The sequence below is a fragment of the Actinomadura sp. NPDC000929 genome, from assembly GCF_040492065.1.
Taxonomy (GTDB): Bacteria; Actinomycetota; Actinomycetes; order Streptosporangiales; family Streptosporangiaceae; genus Spirillospora; species Spirillospora verrucosospora.
This window is the reverse complement of the sequence record NZ_JBEUPA010000001.1, coordinates 1-19,888: the sequence shown is the minus strand read 5'-3', so window position 1 is coordinate 19,888 and position 19,888 is coordinate 1. Positions and strand designations below refer to the sequence as shown.

Genomic DNA, 19,888 nt, shown 5'->3' with positions numbered 1-19,888 from the left:
CCCGTACGGTTCATCGTAGGCGGCGCCCGGCTTATGTTCAGGCCATGACCAGCCAGGACCCCTTCCCCGGCGCGAGCGGCCCACGCCTGCCGCAGGAGCGCCGCGTCGTGACCGAGATCCCCGGGCCGCGCTCCCGCGCGCTGCACGAGCGGCGCCTCGCGGCGGTGCCGCCCGGCGTCGGCAGCGTCCTGCCGGTGTACGTGACGGACGCCGACGGCGGCGTGATCGTCGACGCCGACGGCAACTCGCTGATCGACTTCGGCTCCGGGATCGCGGTCACGAACGTCGGCAACGCCAACCCTCGGGTCGCGGCGCGGGTGAAGGCGCAGGCCGACCGGTTCACCCACACCTGCTTCATGGTCGCGCCGTACGAGTCCTACGTCGCGGTGTGCGAGAACCTCAACCGGATCACGCCCGGCGACCACGAGAAGCGCTCCCTGCTGGTCAACAGCGGCGCCGAGGCGGTGGAGAACGCCGTCAAGATCGCCCGGTACGCGACGGGGCGGCAGGCGGTCGTGGCGTTCGACCACGGCTACCACGGCCGGACGCTGCTGACGATGACGCTGACCGCGAAGAACATGCCCTACAAGCAGGGGTTCGGCCCGTACGCGCCCGAGGTGTACCGGATGCCGCTCGCCTACCCGTACCGGTGGCCGACCGGCCCCGACAACTGCGGGCCGGAGGCGGCGGCGCAGGCGATCGACCAGATCACCAAGCAGATCGGCGCGACGAACGTCGCGGCGCTGCTGATCGAGCCGATCCAGGGCGAGGGCGGGTTCATCGAGCCCGCGCCCGGGTTCCTCCCGGCGCTCGCCGAGTTCTGCCGCGCCAACGGGATCCTGTTCGTCGCCGACGAGGTGCAGACGGGCTTCGCGCGAACCGGCGACCTGTTCGCCTGCGAGCACGAGGGGATCGTCCCCGACCTGGTCGCGACGGCGAAGGGCATCGCGGGCGGGCTGCCCCTGGCGGCCGTCACCGGGCGCGCCGACATCATGGACAAGGTGCACGGCGGCGGGCTCGGCGGCACCTACGGCGGCAACCCGCTCGCCTGCGAGGCGGCGCTCGCCGTGCTGGAGGAGATCGAGGACGGCAAGCTCACCGAGCGGGCCCGCCGGATCGGGGAGGTCATGCTGCCCCGGCTGCGCGCCCTCGCCGGGCGGCATCCGGCGATCGGGGACGTGCGCGGGCGCGGCGCGATGATCGCCATCGAGCTGGTGCGGGAGGGGACGAAGGAGCCCGACCCCGAGCTGACCGCGCGGATCGCGCGCGCCTGCCATGAGAACGGCCTGCTCGTGCTGACGACCGGGACGTACGGGAACGTGCTGCGCTTCCTGCCGCCGCTCGTCATCCCGGAGGAACTGCTGGTCGAGGGGCTGGACGTCCTGGAGGCGGCCTTCGAGGGCTGACCGGCGCCGGCGCCGACCGCCGGTCTCCGCCCGGAGGCCGGCGGTTCCGGCATGCCCGGACGCCCGGGGAGCGCTTCATCCCGCTGGCCGCCCGGTCTTGACCGTCCATCGTTCGGCCCCGTACGTTCACCGGGAACGTTTGGGGCCAAAGGAAGGGGCGGAGATGACGGCGACGCCGGACCTGGTGCTGCTGGACGGCGAGGTCCTCACCGCCGACGCGCGGTTCCGCGTGGCGCGGGCCTTGGCGATCACCGGCGGGACGATCAGCGCGGTCGGCGGGACCGAGGAGATCCGGGCGCTGGCGGGCCCGCGCACGCAGGTCGTCGACCTGCGGGGGCGGACCGCGCTCCCCGGCGTCAACGACTCGCACCTGCACGCCTGCGCGTTCGGCTCCACCCGCCCGCCCCTGGCCCTGGACGCGGGGTTCCCCGCCGTCCGGTCGATCGCCGACGTCCAGGCGGCGGTCAAGGACGCGGCGTCCCGGATCCCCCAGGGCGAGTGGATCCGCGGCAACGGCTGGGACACCGGCTACCTCGCCGAGTGCGCCGACGGCGCCCGGACGCCCGACCGGGCCGACCTCGACGCGGTCGCCCCGGCCCACCCCGTCTTCCTCCAGGACTTCAGCGGCCACCTCGCCTGGGTCAACTCGCGGGCGCTGGAGCTGGCGGGCGTCGACGCGTCCACCCCCGTCCCCGAGGGCGGGGTCGTCCACACCGACGGCGCGGGCAACCCGACCGGCCTGCTCGCCGAGGGCGCGCAGGACCTGGTCCAGCGGTACCTGCCTCCCTTCACCCGGGACGACGTCGAGCGCGCCATCCGGGCGGCCGTCGCCGTCCTGCACCGCGAGGGCATCACCAGCTTCACCGAGCCGGGCCTCGGACCCGGCGGCGCGAGCCTGTTCGCGGGCGCGTCCGCCCAGCTCACCCTGGACGTCTACGGCGAGCTGGCCCGCGCCGGCGACCTGGCCGCCCGGGTCGGCGTCCTGCTGCTGCTCACCGGCATGGGCGGCTCGGCCGCCGAGATCGCCGAGGGCCTGGCGAGCGCGCGGGTCCCCCGGGACGTGGACCCGCGCATCCTGCGCGTCCTCGGCGTCAAGGTCTTCGCCGACGGCACCCCGCCCAACAGGACGGCCTGGATGCACCAGGAGTACGCGGGCGGCGGCGGCTTCGGGTGCCTGTGCGTGCACGGCGCCGCCGACGCGCTGAAGACCCGGGAGCTGACCGAGATGGTCCGGCTCGCGCACGTCGCGGGACACCAGCTCGGCGTGCACGTCACCGGCGACCGGGCGCTCGACGCCGTGGTGGACGCCTTCGAGGCCGCGCAGGTCGAGCACCCCCGCGACGACCCGCGGCACTACGTCATCCACGCCGACCTGCCCGGCGCGCAGAGCCTGCGCAAGCTCGCCGCCCACGGCTTCGGCGCGAACATGAACCCGGCCATCCAGTGGACGATCGCCGACCAGGTGGAGGAGCTGCTCGGCCCCGAACGGGCCGCCTACCAGTACCCGGTCCGGTCGGCGGTCGAGGCGGGCATCCCCGTCACCGCGAGCTCCGACGCCCCCGTCACCTACCCGAACTGGCGGCAGGGGGTCGCGGCGATGATGCTGCGCGAGTCCAAGGCCAGCGGCCGCACGTTCGGGCCCGCGGAGCGCGTCGGTCTGCCGGACGCCGTGCGCGCCTACACCTCCAACGCCGCGTGGCAGGACTTCGCCGAGGACTGGAAGGGCAGCCTCGAACCCGGCAAGGCCGCCGACGTCACCGTCCTGGACGGCACCCTGACCGCCCTCGACCCGCACGACCTCCCGGACACCCCGGTCGCGATGACCGTCTTCGACGGCCGCGTCGTCCACGCCGCCGAGGGCGTCTGAGACGCGGACCGCGCGCCGGCGACTACCGGGGTCCGCGTCACGCCGCGCCGAGGTTCTCCGGGTACAGCTCGGCGAGGATGTCGTAGGAGCGCAGCCGGTCGGCGTGGTCGAAGACCTGCGTGGTCACCATGACCTCGTCGACGCCGGTCCGGCCGACGAGGTCGTCCAGCTGCTTGCGGACGGCGTCCGGGCCGCCCACGACCTGGTCGGCCAGCCGTGCGTCGATCATCTGCCGTTCCAGCGGCGTGTACGGGTAGGACGCGGCCTCCTCCGGCGTCGGCAGCAGCCCGGGACGGCCCTGCCGCAGCCTCAGGAACGACAGCGCCTGCGGCGCGGCCAGCTCGCGCGCCCGCTCGTCGGTGTCGGACGCCGTCACCGACACCCCGATCATCGAGTACGGCGCGTCCAGCGCGCCGGGACGGAACGACTGCCGGTACAGGGTCAGGGCGGGCACGGTGTTCTCGGCGCTGAAGTGGTGCGCGAACGCGAACGGCAGGCCGAGCAGGCCGGCGAGCCGCGCGCTGTACCCGCTGGATCCGAGCAGCCACACCGGCGGCTCGTTCCCTGCGGCGGGGGTCACCTTGCTGTCCGCGGCGAAGTAGTTCCGCAGCTCGACGACCTGCTCGGGGAAGTCGTCGACCGACAGCGCCTCGGCGGACCGGCGCAGCGCCCGCGCGGTCGCCTGGTCGGTGCCGGGCGCCCGGCCGAGGCCGAGGTCGATGCGCCCCGGGTACAGCGCCTCCAGCGTCCCGAACTGCTCGGCGACGACCATCGGCGCGTGGTTGGGCAGCATGACCCCGCCCGACCCCACCCGCATCCGGGAGGTCGCCGCCGCGACCTGCCCGATCAGCACGGCGGTCGCCGAGCTGGCGATGCCGGGCATCGCGTGGTGCTCGGCCAGCCAGTACCGGTGGAAGCCGAGCCGCTCGGCGTGCCGGGCCAGGTCGAGCGTGTTGCGCAGGGCCTGCCCGGACGTGGAGCCGGTCACGACAGGGGCGAGATCGAGGACGGAGAGGCGCACGGTCATACCCTGTGCCAACCCGTCCCGGGCCGGTCCTCTTCCCGCTAGCCCTTCAGCGCGGCGACGGCGACGACCGCGACGACCGCGACCACGACGGGGGCCGTGATGCTGAGCCACGACCAGTTGACCAGCGTGCGGGCCCGCGCGGGGTCCTCCCCGAACCGGGTCTCGGCCCGGGTGTACAGCAGGGCGCCGACCACGACCAGGGGCAGGAACGCGAACGTGGTGAGGAGTCCGAGGACGAAGGCGGCGACCTGCCCGAACCGGGTGTAGGTGCCGTCGGGGCCGATTCCGAACGCGAGGCGGGGAGCGGACGCCGAGGCGGGGACGGCGCCGGACACGGCTTCGGTCATGAGCGCACCGATCTCTAGGAATGTGACCTGGATCATACGCTCGGTGACCTCGGCGCGCGAGAGGGCCGGCCGCCCCTTTTCCGGCGGCCGGCCCGAGGGGGCGGCTCAGCGCAGGTCGAGGCCGAGCAGGACGGGGTCGTGGTCGGACGAGCGGAACGCGTCCGGCCGGTAGAACGCGGGCGGGTTGAACTCGGTGTTGTAGTCGAGGAACACCGGCTCGTCGCTGTTGACGTGCCAGATCGTCGCGCCGGTCACGCGCCGCGACAGCGCCCGGCCCGCGAGCGCGTGGTCCAGCTCGCCCGACTGCCCGTCGAAGACGTAGCTGTACCGCTGGCTCGGGCGGACGAACCGCTGCGTCTGCCCGACGAGCCCGGCGCCGGTGAGGGCCTTCACCGGGTCCTCGGCGGTGTAGGCGTTGAGGTCGCCGACCACGAGCGGGTTCGTCACGCCGTCCGCGAGCGCGGCGACCGCCTTGGCCTGGGACACGCGGCGGGCGTTGTAGCAGCCCTGGCCGTCGCCCTGGTCCTGGTCGGGTCCGGCGGCGCCGCCGCAGCTCTTCGACTTGAAGTGGTTGACGATCATGGTGAACGCCGTCCCGCCCGTGCGGGGGCGGAACGTCTGCACCAGCGGCGGGCGGTCGAACAGCGGGTCCTGCGACGAGCGCGCGTCGCCGACCGGCGTCACCTTCGACGGCCGGTAGATCAGCGCGACGTGGATCTCGTCCGTGCCCGGGTAGGGGTGCCGCACCCACGCGTACGTTCCCGCGCCCGCCGCCCGGTTCAGCCGGTCGACGATCGCCCCGACGGCGGTGTCGCCGTTGTTCTCGACCTCCATCAGCCCGACGACGTCGGCGTCCAGGCCCCGCAGCGCGGCGGTCAGCTTGGCGAGCTGCCGCTCCTGCTCCTCCGTCGTGTCCGCGCCGCGCCTGTCCAGCGTCGTGAACCAGTTCAGGGTGTTGAAGCTCGCGACGCGCACGTCGCCGCCCACGTTCCGCGGCCGCTTCGGCGCCGGGTTCCGGTCGTCGAACCGCGCGGGCCTGGTCGGCTGCAACGCGTAGGCGCCGAACTGGTAGGTGAGCACACCGGTCAGCCCGGTCGTGACGTCCCCGATCCGCAGGACGCGGGGGTCGGTGTAGGGGATCGTCGCGGGGTTCTGCACGTTCGACCCGTCGTCGACGAGGAGCCGCCGCGCGTCGTTGCCCGCCTGGGTGCCGCCGTGCCCGTCGGTCGGCTGGAAGAGGCGGCCGCCCGCGGAGACGGTGACCTGCCCGTACCGTCCGAGCTGGTAGGTCTCGGTGGCGGTGAGCCGCTGGCCGAACCGCAGCAGCATGCCCTCGTACTGCTCCATCCCCGCGCCGCCCTTGAGGGGCAGCCGGACGGACGTCGGCGCGACCTTCCCCGTGCCGCACACGTCCACGGCCGACACCGGCGACAGTTCGGTGAGCCCGCTGTACTCGACGGCCTTGCCGGTGACCAGGACCCGGTCGCCGACCGCGACGTCGGTGGTCGAGTAGACGAACAGCCCGTCGGAGGTCCGCGGGTCCGCGTCGGGCGTCGGGTCCTGGACGAAGAAGCCCTTGAGCTGGTCGGCGCGCTGGAAGTCGGCGGTCACGACCCCCTCGACCCGGACGGTCTGCCCGGCGTGGGGGGTCGTGCCGCCGCTGCCCTGGATCTCGGCGATCTGGTGGTCGGCGGGAGTGCCGCAGGTGGGCGGCTCCGCCGCGGCGGCCGCCTGGACGCCGGCGGCGAGGCCGGCGGTCAGGACCGTCGCGAGTGCTGCTGCTGTTCGGCGCATGGCGGGAGAGTAGGCGCGCCCCCTGGCCGACCAGCGAACCGTTAATGAAGACTCCACCAATTCGCAACGGACCCGGCTACCGCCCCGGGTTCTCCAGAAGGGTGATCAGGCGGGCGAGGCCGTCCTCGCCGTACCCCTCCTCGACCGCTCGGTCGAGCAGGTCCCGCACGGAGAGCAGGTACCCGGGGTCCACGCCCTGGTCGCGGCTCGTCTCGATCAGGCCGGGGAAGGCCACCTGGCTGGTCGCGACGCTGGAGACGGTGGTGGCGAAGTCGCCCGCCTCCACGGCGCGGGCCTGGTCGGGCAGCATGCCGAGCATCGCGGTCAGCCACGCGGTGGCCATCGGCTCGAAGTCCGTGGCCGCGACCTTCTCCGACCGGACGAGCGCGAAGGCGTGCTGGAAACCGGCGATCATGCCGTACATGGCGTCCAACAGGGCCAGGTCGAACAGCGGCGCGAGCCCCGGGTCGGCGCCGAGGAACTGGGGCCGGCCGAGCACCGCGAGGGTCTCGCGGTGCTCCTCGAACGCCTCCTGGTCGCCGCTGTAGAGGATCAGCGCCTCCGGCCGCCCGATCATGGGCGGGACGGCCATGATGCCGCCGTCCACGTACCGGGCGCCGAGTCCGGCGGCGCGCTCGGCCAGGGCGCGCGCCTGCCGGGGCGTCCCGTTGGTGAGCTGGACGATCGTGCGCCCGGCCGCCGCGTCGCCGAGGATCTCCCCGGCGTTGGCGTACACCGACAGGCACACGATCACCAGCGGGCTCGCCGACACGGCCGCCGCGGCGCTCTCCGCCTCCACCGCGCCCCTGGCCACGAGCGGCTCGGCCTTGGCGCGCGAGCGGTTCCACACGGTCACGCTCCGCCCGTCCGCCAGCAGCGCCTCGGCGAGCGCGCTGCCCATCAGCCCCAGCCCGAGCACGGTCACAGAAGTCGTCGTCATGTGCATCCCCTTCGTTTCGTAGGGCTCCAGCCTGCGGCGCGCGGGTTCGGGAAAGGTTCGGGCCGCATTACGGTGGGGGCATGCGCTTCGGGGTCCTCGGTCCGCTGGAGGTGCGGACGGAGGACGGCCGCCCGGTCCCGGTCCCGGACCGGAAGGTGCGGGCGCTGCTGGCCGACCTCCTCGCGCACGCCGGGCGCGCCGTCTCCGCCGACCGGCTCATCGACGACCTGTGGGGCGACGCGCTGCCCGCCGATCCGCCCGCGACGCTGCGGGCCCGCGTCTCCCAGCTGCGCCGGACGCTCGAGGACGCCGAACCGGGCGCCCGCGCTCTGGTCGAGACCAGCCCGCCCGGCTACCGGCTCGCCGTGCGGACCGACGCGCTCGACTTCGCCGTCCTCGCCGGCCGGGCGGCGGACGAACCGGACCCCGCCGCCCGCGCCGCGCGGTTCGCCGAGGCGCTGGCGCTCTGGCGCGGCCCCGCGTTCGCCGACTTCGCCGACGCGCCGTTCGCCGTCCCCGAGATCGCCCGTCTGGACGAACTGCGCCTCGCGGCGATGGAGGGGCGCGCCGAGGCCCGCCTCGAACTGGGCGAGGACGCGGCGCTGGCGGCCGAGCTGCGCGGAGCGGTGGACGAGCACCCGTTCCGGGAGCGGCTGCGCGCGGCGCACATGCGGGCCCTGTACCGGGCGGGCCGGCCCGCCGAGGCCCTCGCCGCCTTCGACGACCTGCGCGTCCGCCTGCGCGACGAGCTGGGCCTGGACCCCTCGCCCGCGCTGGCGGACCTGCACGCCTCCATGCTGCGCCGCGACCCGGCGGTCGGCGGGCCGCGAGGCAACCTGCCCGCGGACGTGACGCCCCTCGTCGGCCGGGACGCGGCCGTCCGGGAACTGGCCGCGCTGCTGGAGGAGTCGCGCCTCGTGACGCTGCACGGGATGGGCGGGGTGGGCAAGACCCGGCTCGCGGTGGCCGTCGCGCGCGCCCTGCGCGGCGCCGGCGAGGTGTGGCTCGTGCGGCTCGACGAGGGGCTGGAGGCGGGCGCGTCCGCCGACGACGCGGCGTCGTTCACCGCCGGGGTGCTCGGGCTGCGCGACGACGCGGGCTCCGGCGGCGGACCGGCCGCGCGGCTGGGCGAGGCGCTCGGCGGCAGGCGGGCGCTGCTGGTCCTCGACAACTGCGAGCACGTGGCCGAGCCGGTGGCGCGGCTGGCGGCGGCGCTGCTGCGCGACGTCGCGGACCTGCGGGTCCTCGCCACCAGCCGGGAGCCGCTGGCGATCTCGGGGGAGCGGCTCTGGACCGTCCCGCCGCTGGACGCCGGGGCCGCCGCCGCGCTGTTCGCCGCGCGGGCGGGCCTGGCGTCCGGCCCGGGGGACGCCGAGTCGATCGCCGCGATCTGCGACCGCCTCGACGGCGTCCCGCTGGCCCTGGAGCTGGCGGCGACGCGGGTGCGGGCGCTCGGCGTCGCCGGCCTGGCCGAACGGCTGGACGACCGCTTCCGGCTGCTGTCGTCCGGCGCCCGGGACGCCCCGCCCCGGCAGCGCACGCTCCGCGCCCTGATCGACTGGAGCTGGGAGCCCCTGGAGGAGCGCGAGCGGGCGGTGCTGCGGCGGCTGGCGGTCCACGCGGGCGGCTGCACCCTCGACGCGGCCGAGGCGGTCTGCGGCGCCGACGTCGAGACGCTCGCGGGCCTCGTCGACCGGTCGCTCGTCGTGGCGGGCGAGGGGCCGCGGTACCGGCTGCTCGAAACGGTCGCCGCGTACGGCGCCGAGCGGCTCCGGGAGGCGGGCGAGGAGGAGCGGGCGCGCCGCCGCCACGCCGACTACTACATCCGCCTCGCCGAGAGCGCCGACCTGCGCGGTCCGGGGCAGCGCGACGCCCTGCGGCGGCTGCGCGCGGAGACCGGCAACCTGCGGGCCGCCCTCGACGGCGCCGTCCGGGCGGGCGACGCCGGACGCGCGCTGCGGTTGGTCGACGCGATGGGCTGGGCCTGGTTCCTGTGGGGCCGCGCCGGCGAGGCGCGCCGGGCGTTCGAGCGGGCGCTCGCCGTGCCGGGCCCGGCGGACCCGGCGTCCGCCGCGCGGGCGCGGACCTGGCACACCGGGTTCGCCCTGCTGGACGGCGACGGCGCCGACCGCGACGAGCGGGTGCGCGAGGCCCTCGCCGCCGACGGCGACCCGTGGGCGTGCTGGTTCCTCGGGTTCGTCCGCGGCGGGTTCGGGGACCTGGAGGCGATCGACGAGCTCGCGGCCCGCGCGCTCGACGGGTTCCGCGCCCGGGGAGACGAGTGGGGCGAGGCGGCGGCGCTCGCCGTGCGGGCCGGGCAGGCGCTGTCGGCCGGTGACCTCGCCCGGGCCCGCCGCGACGGCGAGCGGGCCCTGCGGCTGTTCGGCGCGGCGGGCGACCGGTGGGGCCGCCTCCAGGCCACCGAGACGCTCGGCCTGCTCGCGGAGGTGACCGGCGACTACGCCCGCGCGCGGGACCTGCACGAGAGCGGCCTGCGCGACGCCGAGGAGCTCGGGCTCGGGGCGGAGGCGGCCGGCCGCCTCGCCCGCCTCGGCCGCGTCGCGCTGCTCGAAGGCGACCTCGACCGCGCCGACGAGCTGCACGAGCGCGGCAGGCGGCTGGCCGTCCGCGAGGCGCACCGCCGGATGGAGCACTTCGCCGAGGTCGGCCTCGCCCTCGCGGCGCGCAGGCGCGGGCGCTTGGCCGAGGCCGAGGCGGTCCTGCGGCGCTGGCTCGACTGGTGCCGCGCCATCGAGGGGGCGCCCGGCCTGGCCTTCCTCCTGGCCGAGCTGGGGTTCATCGCCGAGCTGCGCGGCGACGCCGCCGGGGCGCTCGACCTGCACACCGAGGGCCTGGCGGCGGCCCGCGCCACCGGCCACCCCCGCGCGGTCGCGCTCGCGCAGGAGGGCATGGCCGGGGCGCTCTCCCTCGCCGGACGCCGCGCGGAGGCCGCGCGGGCGCTGGCCGCCGCCTCGCGGGCCAGGGCGGCCGTGGGCGCGCCGCTGCCCGCGGCGGAGCGCGGCGACGTCGACCGGATCGCCGCCCGGCTCGGCTAGGAGCGGCGGGAGCCGGAGCGGCGGGAGACCGCGAGGGGCAGGGCCAGGAACATCACGGCGGCGGTGAGCGCGAAGGCGACCGGGTAGCCGGTCGCGGCGGCCGTGACGCCGAACGCGGCGCCGCCGACGCCCATGCCGCCGTCGTAGCCGATGTTCCACAGCGCGCTGACCGTGCCGTAGCCGGACGCGGGCGCCCGCTCGAACATCATGGCCATGCTGGCGTTCTGCGTGACGCCGAAGCCCGCCCCGAACACCACCATGGCGGCGAGGACGGCGACCGTGTTCGGCGCCAGGGACAGCAGCGCGATGCCGGCCGCGGAGACGGCCACGGCGGGCAGGAGGAGCCGGGCCGCGCCGTGCCGGTCCCCGATCCGGCCCGCCCACCAGCGCGAGAGCGTGGCGGCCGCGGGCTGGACGAACAGCGCCGCCGCCGCGACCCCGGCGGGGACGGCGTCGGGCAGGAACGTGACCAGGACGCCCGCCGCCATCGCGGTCGAGGCGAACGCGAGGGCCGGGCGCAGCAGCGCCGCCGACCGCAGTCCCGCGACGATGCCGAAGGGCCGCTCGGGGGCCGGTCCGCCGGAGTCCGGCCCGGTGATCCTGCCCGGCAGGCCGGGCAGCGCCGCCAGCGCGGCGAGCGAGGCGACCGAGCCCGCGACGAACACCGGCGTGTAGCCGACCTCGCCCGCGAGCCACACCCCGAGCGGCAGCGCGAGCAGCGACGGCACCCCGGCCACGATCCCGAACAGCCCGATCCCCTCGCCGCGCCGCTCCGCCGGGAGCAGCCCCGCGACCAGCGCGCCCGACACCACCACGGTCACCGCGAAGCCGAGGCCGCGCACCAGGCTCACCGCCGTGATCGTCGCCATGGTCGAGGAGAACGGCAGCGCGAGCGAGGGCGCCCCGAGCAGCACGATTCCCGCCGCGAGGACCCGCCGGTGCCCGAACCGGTCGAGCAGCCGGGGCAGCGAGAGCTCGGCGAGCACGGTCGTCAGCATCAGCGCGCCCGTGGTGACGCCCGCCCCGACCCCGCCCGCGCCGCCGTCGACCGCGTACATCGGCACGACCGAGAACAGCAGGAAGAACCCCGTCAGCGTGCCGAAGGCGGCCGCGAACACCAGCGCCAGATGCCGCCCGACCAGCGGCGGCCGCGCGGCGGCGGGGGTGCCCGGCCGCGGCAGTGTCTCCCGTGTCTCGCTCATGGGGACGACGGTAGGGGACCATCCGGCCTGCTATATGGTCCAATTTCATGGCAATCGAGTGGGCCGGTTCGCCGCCGGAGCTGCTGCTGGACCTGGACCGCGACGCGACCGGGACGCTGCGCGCGCAGCTGGAGACCGCGCTGCGCGACGCGATCTGCACCGGACGCCTCAAGGCGGGGGAGCGGCTGCCGTCGTCCCGCGAGCTGGCCCGCCAGCTCGGCGTCTCCCGCGGCCTCGTCCAGGAGTGCTACGGCCAGCTCAACGCCGAGGGGTACCTGTGCGCGCGGGCGGGTTCGGCCACGCGCGTGGCGCCCGTCCGCGCCGTCGACGGCGAACCGGCGCCCGCCGCGCGGCCGGACGCGTCCCGGCTCCGCGTCGACTTCGCCGCGGGCGTGCCCGACCTGGCGTCCTTCCCGCGCGGCGACTGGGCGTGGGCGCAGCGGGAGGTCGCCCGGACGGTGCGCAACGAGGCGCTCGGCTACGGCGACCCGCGCGGCAGCGAGGTCCTCCGCGACGTGCTCGCAGGCCACCTGCGGAGGGTGCGCGCGGCGGTCGCCGAGGCCGAGGACATCGTCGTCTGCGGCGGCTTCGCCCAGGGGCTCGGCATCGTCCTGCACGTGCTGGCCCGCCGGGGCGTGCGCCGCGTGGCGTTCGAGGACCCCGGCTACGGCGACGGCGCCACCATGGCCGCCGCGGAGCGCGCCGGGATCGAGGCGGTGCCCGTCCCCGTGGACGATCTCGGGCTCGACGTGGACGCGCTCGACGCGAGCGGCGCCCGCGCGGTCGTCGTCACCCCGGCGCACCAGTGGCCGACCGGCGTCGTGCTGGCCCCCGAGCGGCGCCGCGCCCTCGCCGACTGGGCGTGCGAGCGGGACGGGGTCGTCGTCGAGGACGACTACGACGCCGAGTTCCGCTACGACCGGGAGCCCGTGGGGTCGGTGCAGGGCCTCGCGCCCGGCCGCGTCATCGGCCTCGGGACGGTCAGCAAGTCGCTGGCCCCGGCCGTGCGGCTCGGCTGGATCCTGTGCCCGCCCGCGCTGACCCGCGCGGTGGCGGAGGAGAAGCGGCTCGCCGACCGCGGCTCGCCCGTCCTCGACCAGCTCGCGCTCGCCGCGCTCGTCGAGTCCGGCCGCTACGGGCGGCACCTGCGCCGGATGCGGCCCGTCTACGCCGGCCGCCGCGCGGCGCTCGTGGCGGCCCTCGCCGAGCACGCCCCCGCCGTGCGGCTGACCGGGCTGGCCGCCGGCTTCCACGCCGTCGCCCACCTGCCCGGCGGGACGGACGAGCGGCGCGTCGTCGCCGAGGCGCGCCGGCGGTCGGTCGGCCTGTACGGGATGAGCACCTACCGGGCGTCCGGCGCGGCCGATCCCCCGCGGCTCGTCCTCGGCTTCGGCGACCTCGCCGAGAGCGCGATCCGGGACGGGATCCGGGAGGTGGCCGACATCCTCAGATCTTGAGTTGAGTGCTAAGAGCGGCGCCCCAGCATGTGACACGACTTCATTCCGCGCGCCGCGCCGGGTGCGACACAGTCGTCGCAACCCGGAATCGAAGGAGTCGTGACATGACAGCGGGCGTCGCCGACGTCGGCAGCCGCACCCCGCAGCCGGACCTGTCCGGCACCGTCCCGTTCCCCGAGCGCGTCGCGGTCGTGGTGTTCGTGGTCGGGCCCGTCATCGGGCTGCTGGGCGCCGTCCCCTTCCTGTGGGGCTGGGGGATCGGCTGGACCGACATGGCCATCTTCGCGTTCCTGTACCCGCTGAACGCGATCGGGATCACGGTCGGCTACCACCGGCACTTCACCCACGGCGGCTTCAAGGCCAAGCGGTGGCTGCGGATCGCCCTCGCGATCCTCGGCGGGCAGGCCATGCACGGCTCGGTGGTCCGCTGGGTCGCCGACCACCGCCGCCACCACAAGTACGCCGACCAGGAGGGCGACCCCCACTCGCCCTGGGCGTACGGACCCGGTGTGTGGGGCCTCACCAAGGGCCTCTACCACGCGCACATGGGCTGGCTGTTCGGCAAGGAGCGCACGTCCCGCGGCAAGTACGCGCCCGACCTGCTCAAGGACCGGGACATCCGGTTCCTGTCCCTCGACCCCGTGTACGCCGTGATCGTGCTGTCGACCTTCCTCGTCCCGATGGGGCTGGGCGCGCTGCTCACCTGGTCGTGGCACGGCGCCGTCACCGCGCTGTTCTGGGGCGGGGTGATGCGCGTCTTCGTCGGCGACCACATCACGTTCTCGATCAACTCGATCTGCCACGTGTTCGGCAAGGAGGACTTCAGGACGCGCGACCGGGCCCGCAACGTGTGGTGGCTGGCGATCCCGTCGTTCGGCGAGTCCTGGCACAACCTGCACCACGCCGACCCGACCTGCGCGCGGCACGGCGTCCTCAAGGGCCAGATCGACATCAGCGCCCGCGTCATCTGGGTGTTCGAGAGGCTCGGCTGGGTCTGGGACGTCCGCTGGCCCGACCACGAGCGCCTCGCCGCCCGCCGCGTGACCGCCCCCAGCACCGGAGAGCGAGCATGACCGACCTCCCCCCGCTCGACCGCACGCCGCTGATCGAGCGGCTCGCCCGGTTCGCCAAGGACTTCCCCGGCGACCGCGCCTACACGTTCATGGACTACACGACGGACCCGGACGGCGTCGCGACCGACGTGACCTGGGGCGAGCTGGACCGGCGCGCCCGCAGCACCGCCGCCGCCATCCGCCGGGCCACCGAGCCCGGGCGGCGGGTCGCGCTGCTCGCCCCGCAGGACCTGCACTACGTCACCGCGTTCCTCGGCGCCATGTACGCCCGCGTCATCGGCGTCCCGCTGTTCTCCCCGGACCTGCCGGGCCACGGCGACCGGCTCCTCGCCGTCTACCGGGATGCCGAGCCCGACGTCGTGATCACCACGAGCGCGTCGCTGCCGCACGTGCGCTCGTTCCTCGCGGGCGGCGGCGTCCGCGAGCCCGCCGAGATCATCGTCGCCGACGAGGTGGACGCGGCGCTCGACTGGACGCCCGAGCCGGTCGACCCGGGCGACGTCGCCTACCTGCAGTACACCTCCGGCTCGACCCGCACCCCCGCGGGCGTGATCATCACGCACGGGAACTTCGCGACGAACGCCGAGCAGCTGTGGCGGACGTTCGACGGCATCCCGCGCGTGTCGTCCGGCGTGAACTGGCTGCCCGTCTTCCACGACATGGGCCTGGTCACCACCGTCGCGCTGCCGCTGGTGTACGGCAACCCGGGCGTGATCATGGATCCGGTGGCGTTCGTCATGCGCCCTGTCCGCTGGCTGGAGCTGCTCAGCGCCCAGCACCACGCGTTCACCGGCGGCCCCAACTTCGCCTACGAGTACCTCACCGCGCAGGTCACCGAGGAGGAGAAGGCGAAGCTCGACCTGAGCGGCGTGCAGGTCTTCATGAACGGCGCGGAGCCGATCCGGGAGAGCACGCTCACCGGCTTCTACGAGGCGTTCAAGGACTGCGGGCTGCGGCCCGAGGCGCAGGTGTGCGCGTACGGGCTGGCGGAGGCGACCGTCTACGTGTCGGCCTCGTCCCGGTTCCGGGAGCCGACCCGCGTCGCGTTCGACCACGAGGGGCTGCGCCGGGGCGTCGCCGAGCCCTGCGACCCGGGCGCGCCCGGCGCGATCCAGCTGATCGCCTGCGGGACGTCCTACGGGCAGCACACCGTCATCGCCGACCCCGAGACCGGCGTGCGGCTCGCGGACGGCGCCGTCGGGGAGATCTGGGTGCACGGCCCGAACGTCGCGGCCGGCTACTGGGGGCGGCCCGAGGCCACAAGGGAGACGTTCGAGGCGGTGCTGGCGGACCACGGCGACCTGCCGCGCTCCCCGTGGCTGCGCACCGGGGACCTCGGCGTCCTGCACGGCGGGGAGCTGTTCGTCACCGGCCGGATCAAGGACCTGGTCATCGTGGACGGGCGCAACCACTACCCGCAGGACATCGAGTTCACCGTCTCCGGCGCGCACCGAGCGATCCGCCGCGAGTACGCCTGCGCGGTGGCGGTCGACACCGGCGGCACGGAGGGCCTGGTCGTGGTTGCCGAGCGGAACCGCCGGGTGCCGGTCGCCCTGCTCGACCAGGAGGAGGTGGCGCGGGCGGTGCGGACGGCCGTGAAGCAGCAGCACGACCTGCGCGTGCACGACTTCGTGCTGATCGAGCCCGGGGGCCTGCCGCGCACCAGCAGCGGGAAGATCGCCCGGTCCGCGTGCCGGCGGGCCTACCTGGAGGGGAGGCTGCCGGTCGCGGAGGCGGCGCCCCGGCCCGGGTGAGCGGTGACCGCGTCCCTCACGCGTGCTCCCCGTCGGCGCCGCGCAGCCAGACGGGGAGCAGCAGCATCAGCTCCAGACGGATCGCCGGGGCCTCGATGTCGTAGTCGAAGATCTCGTGCAGCTGCGCCAGCCGGTACCGGACGGTCTGCGGGTGCACGCACAGCGCCTCCGCCGCGTCCGTCGCGTTGAAGCCGTGCCTGAGGCACTCCAGCAGCGTGGCCGCCAGCCGGCCGCCCCGGTGCGGGCCGAGCTCGGTGAGCGGGGCCAGCCGGCGCCGGGCGGCCGCCTCGGCGAGCGTCCAGCCCTCCTCCAGCAGCAGGTCGGGCACGTACCGGTCGGCGTGGACGAGCGCGCCGGGGTCCTGCCGGGCGAGCCGCCCGGCCTCCATCGAGTCGAGCGTCCGGTGCGCCCAGCGCAGCGAGACCCCCGCCCGGTCCAGCGGCACCGAGGGCCCGACCGCGCCCGCCCAGCCGCCGAGGGTGGCGGTCAGCCGGTCGGGGCCGCCGGGGCGGTCCGGGTCGGGCATCACCAGGCACGGCCGGCCGCGGTCCAGGCCGCTCAGCAGGGACGGCGGCAGCCCGGCGGGCCCCTCCCCGGCGCCGCCGGGCCGCGGCTCCAGCACGATCACCGCCAGCCGTTCGGGCAGCGGCCAGCCGGCGAGGTTGGCCTGCTCGGCGACGACGTCCCGCGGCGCCGCCGGGTCCGACAGCAGCAGGCTCATCAGGCGGGCGCGGCGCTGCTCGCGCTCGCCCGCGGCCTTCTCCCGCGCCCGGGCGTAGCCCTGCGCGGCGGCGGACGCCAGAAGGTCCAGGTAGGCGAGGTTCGCCTCGGTGAGCGCGATCGCCAGGTCGCGCGGCTTCTTCAGCCGGTCGGCCTCGCGCGACAGGTACCGCCACGCGGTCCTGGAGGCGACGCGCATCGCGTTCTGCAGGTGCTCGAGCCCGCGCCCCTCGACGGCCTCCCCGTACCCGATGTCGAAGTAGACCTGGTGCACCTCCCGCAGGGAGGCGTCGGGGTCGGCGATCATCTGGACGAAGTGCCCCATGGCCTGCGCCGCCGCGAGGCGCATCACCTCGGTGTAGACGGGGTCGTCGGGGCGCGCGTACTCGGGGACGTTCCGCAGTACGCCCTCCACCATGGAGTCGACCAGCGCCGGAAGGTGGGGGCGGATCCACTGCGCCTCTTCCCGGGGGACGTCGCGCCAGGGCTCCCCTGACAGATCGTCGGCCTGGGCGGACCTCTCGTGCAGCTCCGTCAAAGTGTCACCTCCGTCAGCGGACACCTGGGGCCGCCAGGCTAGGGAGCGCGCGTCGCACAAGACACTCAGATGGGTGACAACGCCGCCCGATTCCTTGTCACACCCGACCGATGCGCCTGGTGGCGGCGGACAAGGAGTGGTCCTCATCCGGCGGCGAGCGTCAGCAGGACGACGGCCGCGGCGGCGCCGGCGAGGCCCGCGGCCTGCGTCCGCGACAGGCGCTCGCGCAGCGCCGTGACGCCGAGCAGCACCGGGACCACCGGGTACAGCGAGGACAGCACGACCGCGATGACGACGAGCTGCTGCCGGGTCGCGAGGAGGTAGCAGACGAGCGCCGCCGCCGCGAGGCCGCCGTTCACCGCCGCCCACAGCCACGTCGTCCCGCCCGGGAGGCCGCCTGGTGGGCGCCGCCCGCGCGAGCGCATCACCGGAGCGATCGCGAGGACGGCCGCGACCCGTCCCGCCGCGACGGGCCAGAGGCCGGAGTCGTCGCCCGCCTGGGCGAGGGCCAGGTACTGCACCCCGATCCCGGCGCCCGCCGCGAGCCCGTTCACGAGGGCCGCGCGGACCCGGCCGCCCTCGTCCGACCGCGACCGGGACACCAGCCACAGCGCGGGCACCACGTTGCCGATCCCGAGCCAGGCCGCCGCCGTGGGGCGGTCGCCGAGGAACGCGACGCCGACGACCACCGGCAACGCCACCCCGCCGACCGCGCTGACCGGGACGACGATGCTCAGGTTCCCCCTGCTGATGCCCCGGTAGAGGAAGACCATCGCGAGGCCCGTCCCGGCGCCCGAGAGCGCGCCCCACGCGAGGTCCCCGGCGGCCACGTCGGAAGCGGGGACGGCCACCGCCGCGGCGACCGCGCACGCGAGCCCGCCGACCTGGCCGAGCAGCGCGACGGCGGCGAAGTCGGCGCGGCGCGACAGCAGGCCGCCCCAGACGTCGGCGACCCCGTAGAGCAGCGCCGAGGTCAGGGCCAGGAGGACGCCCGTCATGCGCGCCCCGCGTTGCGTTCGGCCTGGCCGACCGGACAGACGCCGCCGCTCGTGCAGCACCCCCGGTCGCAGAGGCGGCAGATGACGTCGGAGTCGCCGATCTCCTCGTAGAGGCGGGCCAGGAGCTTGGCCAGCAGCCCGGTGAGCGCCTCGCGCTCGGCGCCGTCCAGGACGTCCAGGACGCCGGCCAGCGGCGCGTCCCGCGCGGCCAGCATCGCGCGCGCCGCCTCCTCGCCCTCCGGCGTCAGCAGGACCTGGACGGCGCGCCCCCCGCCGGGACGGCGCCGGACCAGGCCGGCCGTCTGGAGCCCGTCCACCATGCGCGCGGCGGCGGACTGGGTCAACCCGACGCGGCGTCCGAGCTCGGTGACGCCGAGGCCGGGCGCGTGGGAGAGGACGACCAGCGCCGCGGCGCCGCTCGCGCTCACCCGCCCCGTGCCGGTGGCCCCGGCCAGCACCAGGTCGGTCACCGCCAGCGAGGCGGCGCCCAGCAGGTTCGCGAGTCTGTCATGCATGAGTCATGCATGTTAGCAGCCCCGGCGGGCGCGCCCTCCTCCGGGGCGGCGCTGTTTGCGTGCCATGCTGGCGGGGTAGCGCTGCATGTCGGAGGTCGCCTGATGGATCGCGAGGCCGGGCCCGCCGCGGGGGAGGACGAGCGGCGGCGGATCGCCCGAACGGACGTGCTGCTCGCCGAACCGCGCCTCGCGAGCGCGGCGGCGCGGCTCGGGCGCGGCGTCGTGAAGGCCGCGGTCGTCGCCGCCCAGCGCCGGGCCCGCGCCGGAGAGATCGCGCCGGAGGCGGTGGCCGACGCCGCCGTCGCGTCGCTGCCGCCGAACGCCTCCGGCCTCCGCCCGGTGATCAACGCGACCGGCGTCCTGCTGCACACCAACCTCGGGCGGGCGCCGCTGTCGCCGGCGGCCCGCGAGGCCGTGGCGGTGGCCTCCGGCGCCACCGACGTCGAACTCGACCTGGAGACCGGCCGTCGCGCCAAGCGCGGGCGGTCGGTCCTCGCGGCGCTGCGCGAGCGGGTGCCCCAGGCGGAGGCCGCGCACGTCGTCAACAACGGAGCGGCGGCGCTGGTGCTGGCCGCCGCCGCGCTCGCCCCCGGCCGGGAGATCGTCATCAGCCGCGGCGAGATGGTGGAGATCGGCGACGGGTTCCGCATCCCCGAGCTGCTGGCCGCCACCGGCACCCGGCTGCGCGAGGTCGGCATGACGAACCGGACCACGCCGGACGACTACGCCGCGGCCGTCGGCGAGGAGACCGGGTTCATCCTCAAGGTGCACCCCTCCAACTTCCGCATGACCGGCTTCGCGCGCGGCGCCGGCGTCGCGGAGCTGGCCGGGCTCGGGGTGCCGGTCGTGGCCGACATCGGCTCCGGCCTGCTCGCCCCCGAGCCGCTCCTGCCCGACGAGCCCGATGCCGCGTCCATGCTCAAGGCGGGCGCCGACCTCGTCACCGCCAGCGGCGACAAGCTGCTCGGAGGCCCGCAGTGCGGCCTGATCCTCGGGAGGGACGAGCCGGTGCGGCGCCTCGCCCGCCATCCGCTCGCGCGGGCCCTGCGGGTCGACAAGCTGACGCTCGCCGCCCTGGAGGCCACCCTCCGCGGGCCGCTCACCCCCACGGCCGAGGCGCTGCACGCCGACGCGGGCGCGGTGCGGGAACGGGCCGAGCGGCTCGCCGCCCGGCTCCGGGACGCGGGAGTGGAC

General features: G+C 75.9%; 15 protein-coding genes. 7 read left to right on the top strand and 8 right to left on the bottom strand.

All coding sequences use genetic code 11. The annotated features are described in order from the left end of the window. Positions 1-44 precede the first annotated feature (44 nt). Both gabT and ABWI04_RS00070 read left to right on the top strand, forming a co-directional pair. Entirely contained in the window at positions 45-1,406 is a 1,362-nt protein-coding gene (gabT, locus tag ABWI04_RS00075) for a 4-aminobutyrate--2-oxoglutarate transaminase (RefSeq protein ID WP_353830930.1), read from the top strand. Positions 1,407-1,569: 163 nt separating this feature from the next. Then, positions 1,570-3,273: an amidohydrolase gene (locus ABWI04_RS00070; RefSeq protein WP_353830928.1), complete on the top strand. Its 1,704-nt coding sequence runs from the start codon at positions 1,570-1,572 to the stop codon at positions 3,271-3,273. Positions 3,274-3,310: 37 nt separating this feature from the next. Here ABWI04_RS00070 and ABWI04_RS00065 read toward each other — a convergent pair whose 3' ends face one another. From ABWI04_RS00065 to ABWI04_RS00050, 4 genes are all read right to left on the bottom strand, one after another. Further along, a complete protein-coding gene (locus ABWI04_RS00065) occupies positions 3,311-4,300 on the bottom strand; it encodes an LLM class flavin-dependent oxidoreductase (protein ID WP_345175697.1) in 990 nt (329 codons plus the stop codon). Between the two features lie 38 nt (positions 4,301-4,338). After that, entirely contained in the window at positions 4,339-4,647 is a 309-nt protein-coding gene (locus ABWI04_RS00060) for a hypothetical protein (RefSeq protein WP_345175695.1), read from the bottom strand. Between the two features lie 105 nt (positions 4,648-4,752). Next, positions 4,753-6,441, bottom strand: a complete 1,689-nt coding sequence (locus ABWI04_RS00055) for an ExeM/NucH family extracellular endonuclease (RefSeq protein WP_353830927.1) — start codon at positions 6,439-6,441, stop codon at positions 4,753-4,755. Between the two features lie 76 nt (positions 6,442-6,517). After that, positions 6,518-7,381: an NAD(P)-dependent oxidoreductase gene (locus ABWI04_RS00050; RefSeq protein ID WP_353830926.1), complete on the bottom strand. Its 864-nt coding sequence runs from the start codon at positions 7,379-7,381 to the stop codon at positions 6,518-6,520. An 80-nt stretch (positions 7,382-7,461) separates the two neighbouring features. Between ABWI04_RS00050 and ABWI04_RS00045 the strand changes: the two genes are divergently transcribed. Beyond that, positions 7,462-10,437 carry an AfsR/SARP family transcriptional regulator gene (locus ABWI04_RS00045; RefSeq protein WP_353830925.1) on the top strand — a complete coding sequence of 992 codons (2,976 nt, stop codon included), beginning with the start codon at positions 7,462-7,464 and terminating at the stop codon, positions 10,435-10,437. Here the strand turns inward: ABWI04_RS00045 and ABWI04_RS00040 are convergent. Further along, on the bottom strand, positions 10,434-11,639 hold the full coding sequence (locus ABWI04_RS00040) for an MFS transporter (protein WP_353830923.1): 1,206 nt from the start codon (positions 11,637-11,639) through the stop codon (positions 10,434-10,436). The two genes, ABWI04_RS00045 and ABWI04_RS00040, sit on opposite strands and share 4 nt — an antisense overlap. A gap of 47 nt (positions 11,640-11,686) precedes the next feature. Here ABWI04_RS00040 and pdxR point away from each other — a divergent pair, with 47 nt between their 5' ends. From pdxR to ABWI04_RS00025, 3 genes are all read left to right on the top strand, one after another. Further along, positions 11,687-13,096 carry a MocR-like pyridoxine biosynthesis transcription factor PdxR gene (pdxR, locus tag ABWI04_RS00035; protein ID WP_353830922.1) on the top strand — a complete coding sequence of 470 codons (1,410 nt, stop codon included), beginning with the start codon at positions 11,687-11,689 and terminating at the stop codon, positions 13,094-13,096. A 104-nt stretch (positions 13,097-13,200) separates the two neighbouring features. Then, the gene (locus ABWI04_RS00030; RefSeq protein ID WP_345175683.1) at positions 13,201-14,169 is read left to right on the top strand and encodes an acyl-CoA desaturase; all 969 of its coding nucleotides are present in this window, start codon (positions 13,201-13,203) and stop codon (positions 14,167-14,169) included. Beyond that, on the top strand, positions 14,166-15,923 hold the full coding sequence (locus ABWI04_RS00025; RefSeq protein ID WP_353830921.1) for a fatty acyl-AMP ligase: 1,758 nt from the start codon (positions 14,166-14,168) through the stop codon (positions 15,921-15,923). Before ABWI04_RS00030 ends, ABWI04_RS00025 begins: the two co-directional genes overlap by 4 nt. A gap of 16 nt (positions 15,924-15,939) precedes the next feature. Here the strand turns inward: ABWI04_RS00025 and ABWI04_RS00020 are convergent, their stop codons facing one another. The 3 genes from ABWI04_RS00020 to ABWI04_RS00010 form a co-directional block, all read right to left on the bottom strand. Beyond that, entirely contained in the window at positions 15,940-17,181 is a 1,242-nt protein-coding gene (locus ABWI04_RS00020; RefSeq protein ID WP_353830919.1) for a PucR family transcriptional regulator, read from the bottom strand. A 143-nt stretch (positions 17,182-17,324) separates the two neighbouring features. Beyond that, the gene (locus ABWI04_RS00015) at positions 17,325-18,179 is read right to left on the bottom strand and encodes an EamA family transporter (protein ID WP_353830918.1); all 855 of its coding nucleotides are present in this window, start codon (positions 18,177-18,179) and stop codon (positions 17,325-17,327) included. Further along, a complete protein-coding gene (locus ABWI04_RS00010; RefSeq protein ID WP_353830916.1) occupies positions 18,176-18,694 on the bottom strand; it encodes a MarR family winged helix-turn-helix transcriptional regulator in 519 nt (172 codons plus the stop codon). Before ABWI04_RS00010 ends, ABWI04_RS00015 begins: the two co-directional genes overlap by 4 nt. 102 nt (positions 18,695-18,796) lie before the next feature. Between ABWI04_RS00010 and selA the strand changes: the two genes are divergently transcribed. After that, a partial coding sequence (gene selA, locus ABWI04_RS00005; protein WP_353830915.1) for an L-seryl-tRNA(Sec) selenium transferase occupies positions 18,797-19,888 on the top strand: 1,092 nt, incomplete at its 3' end.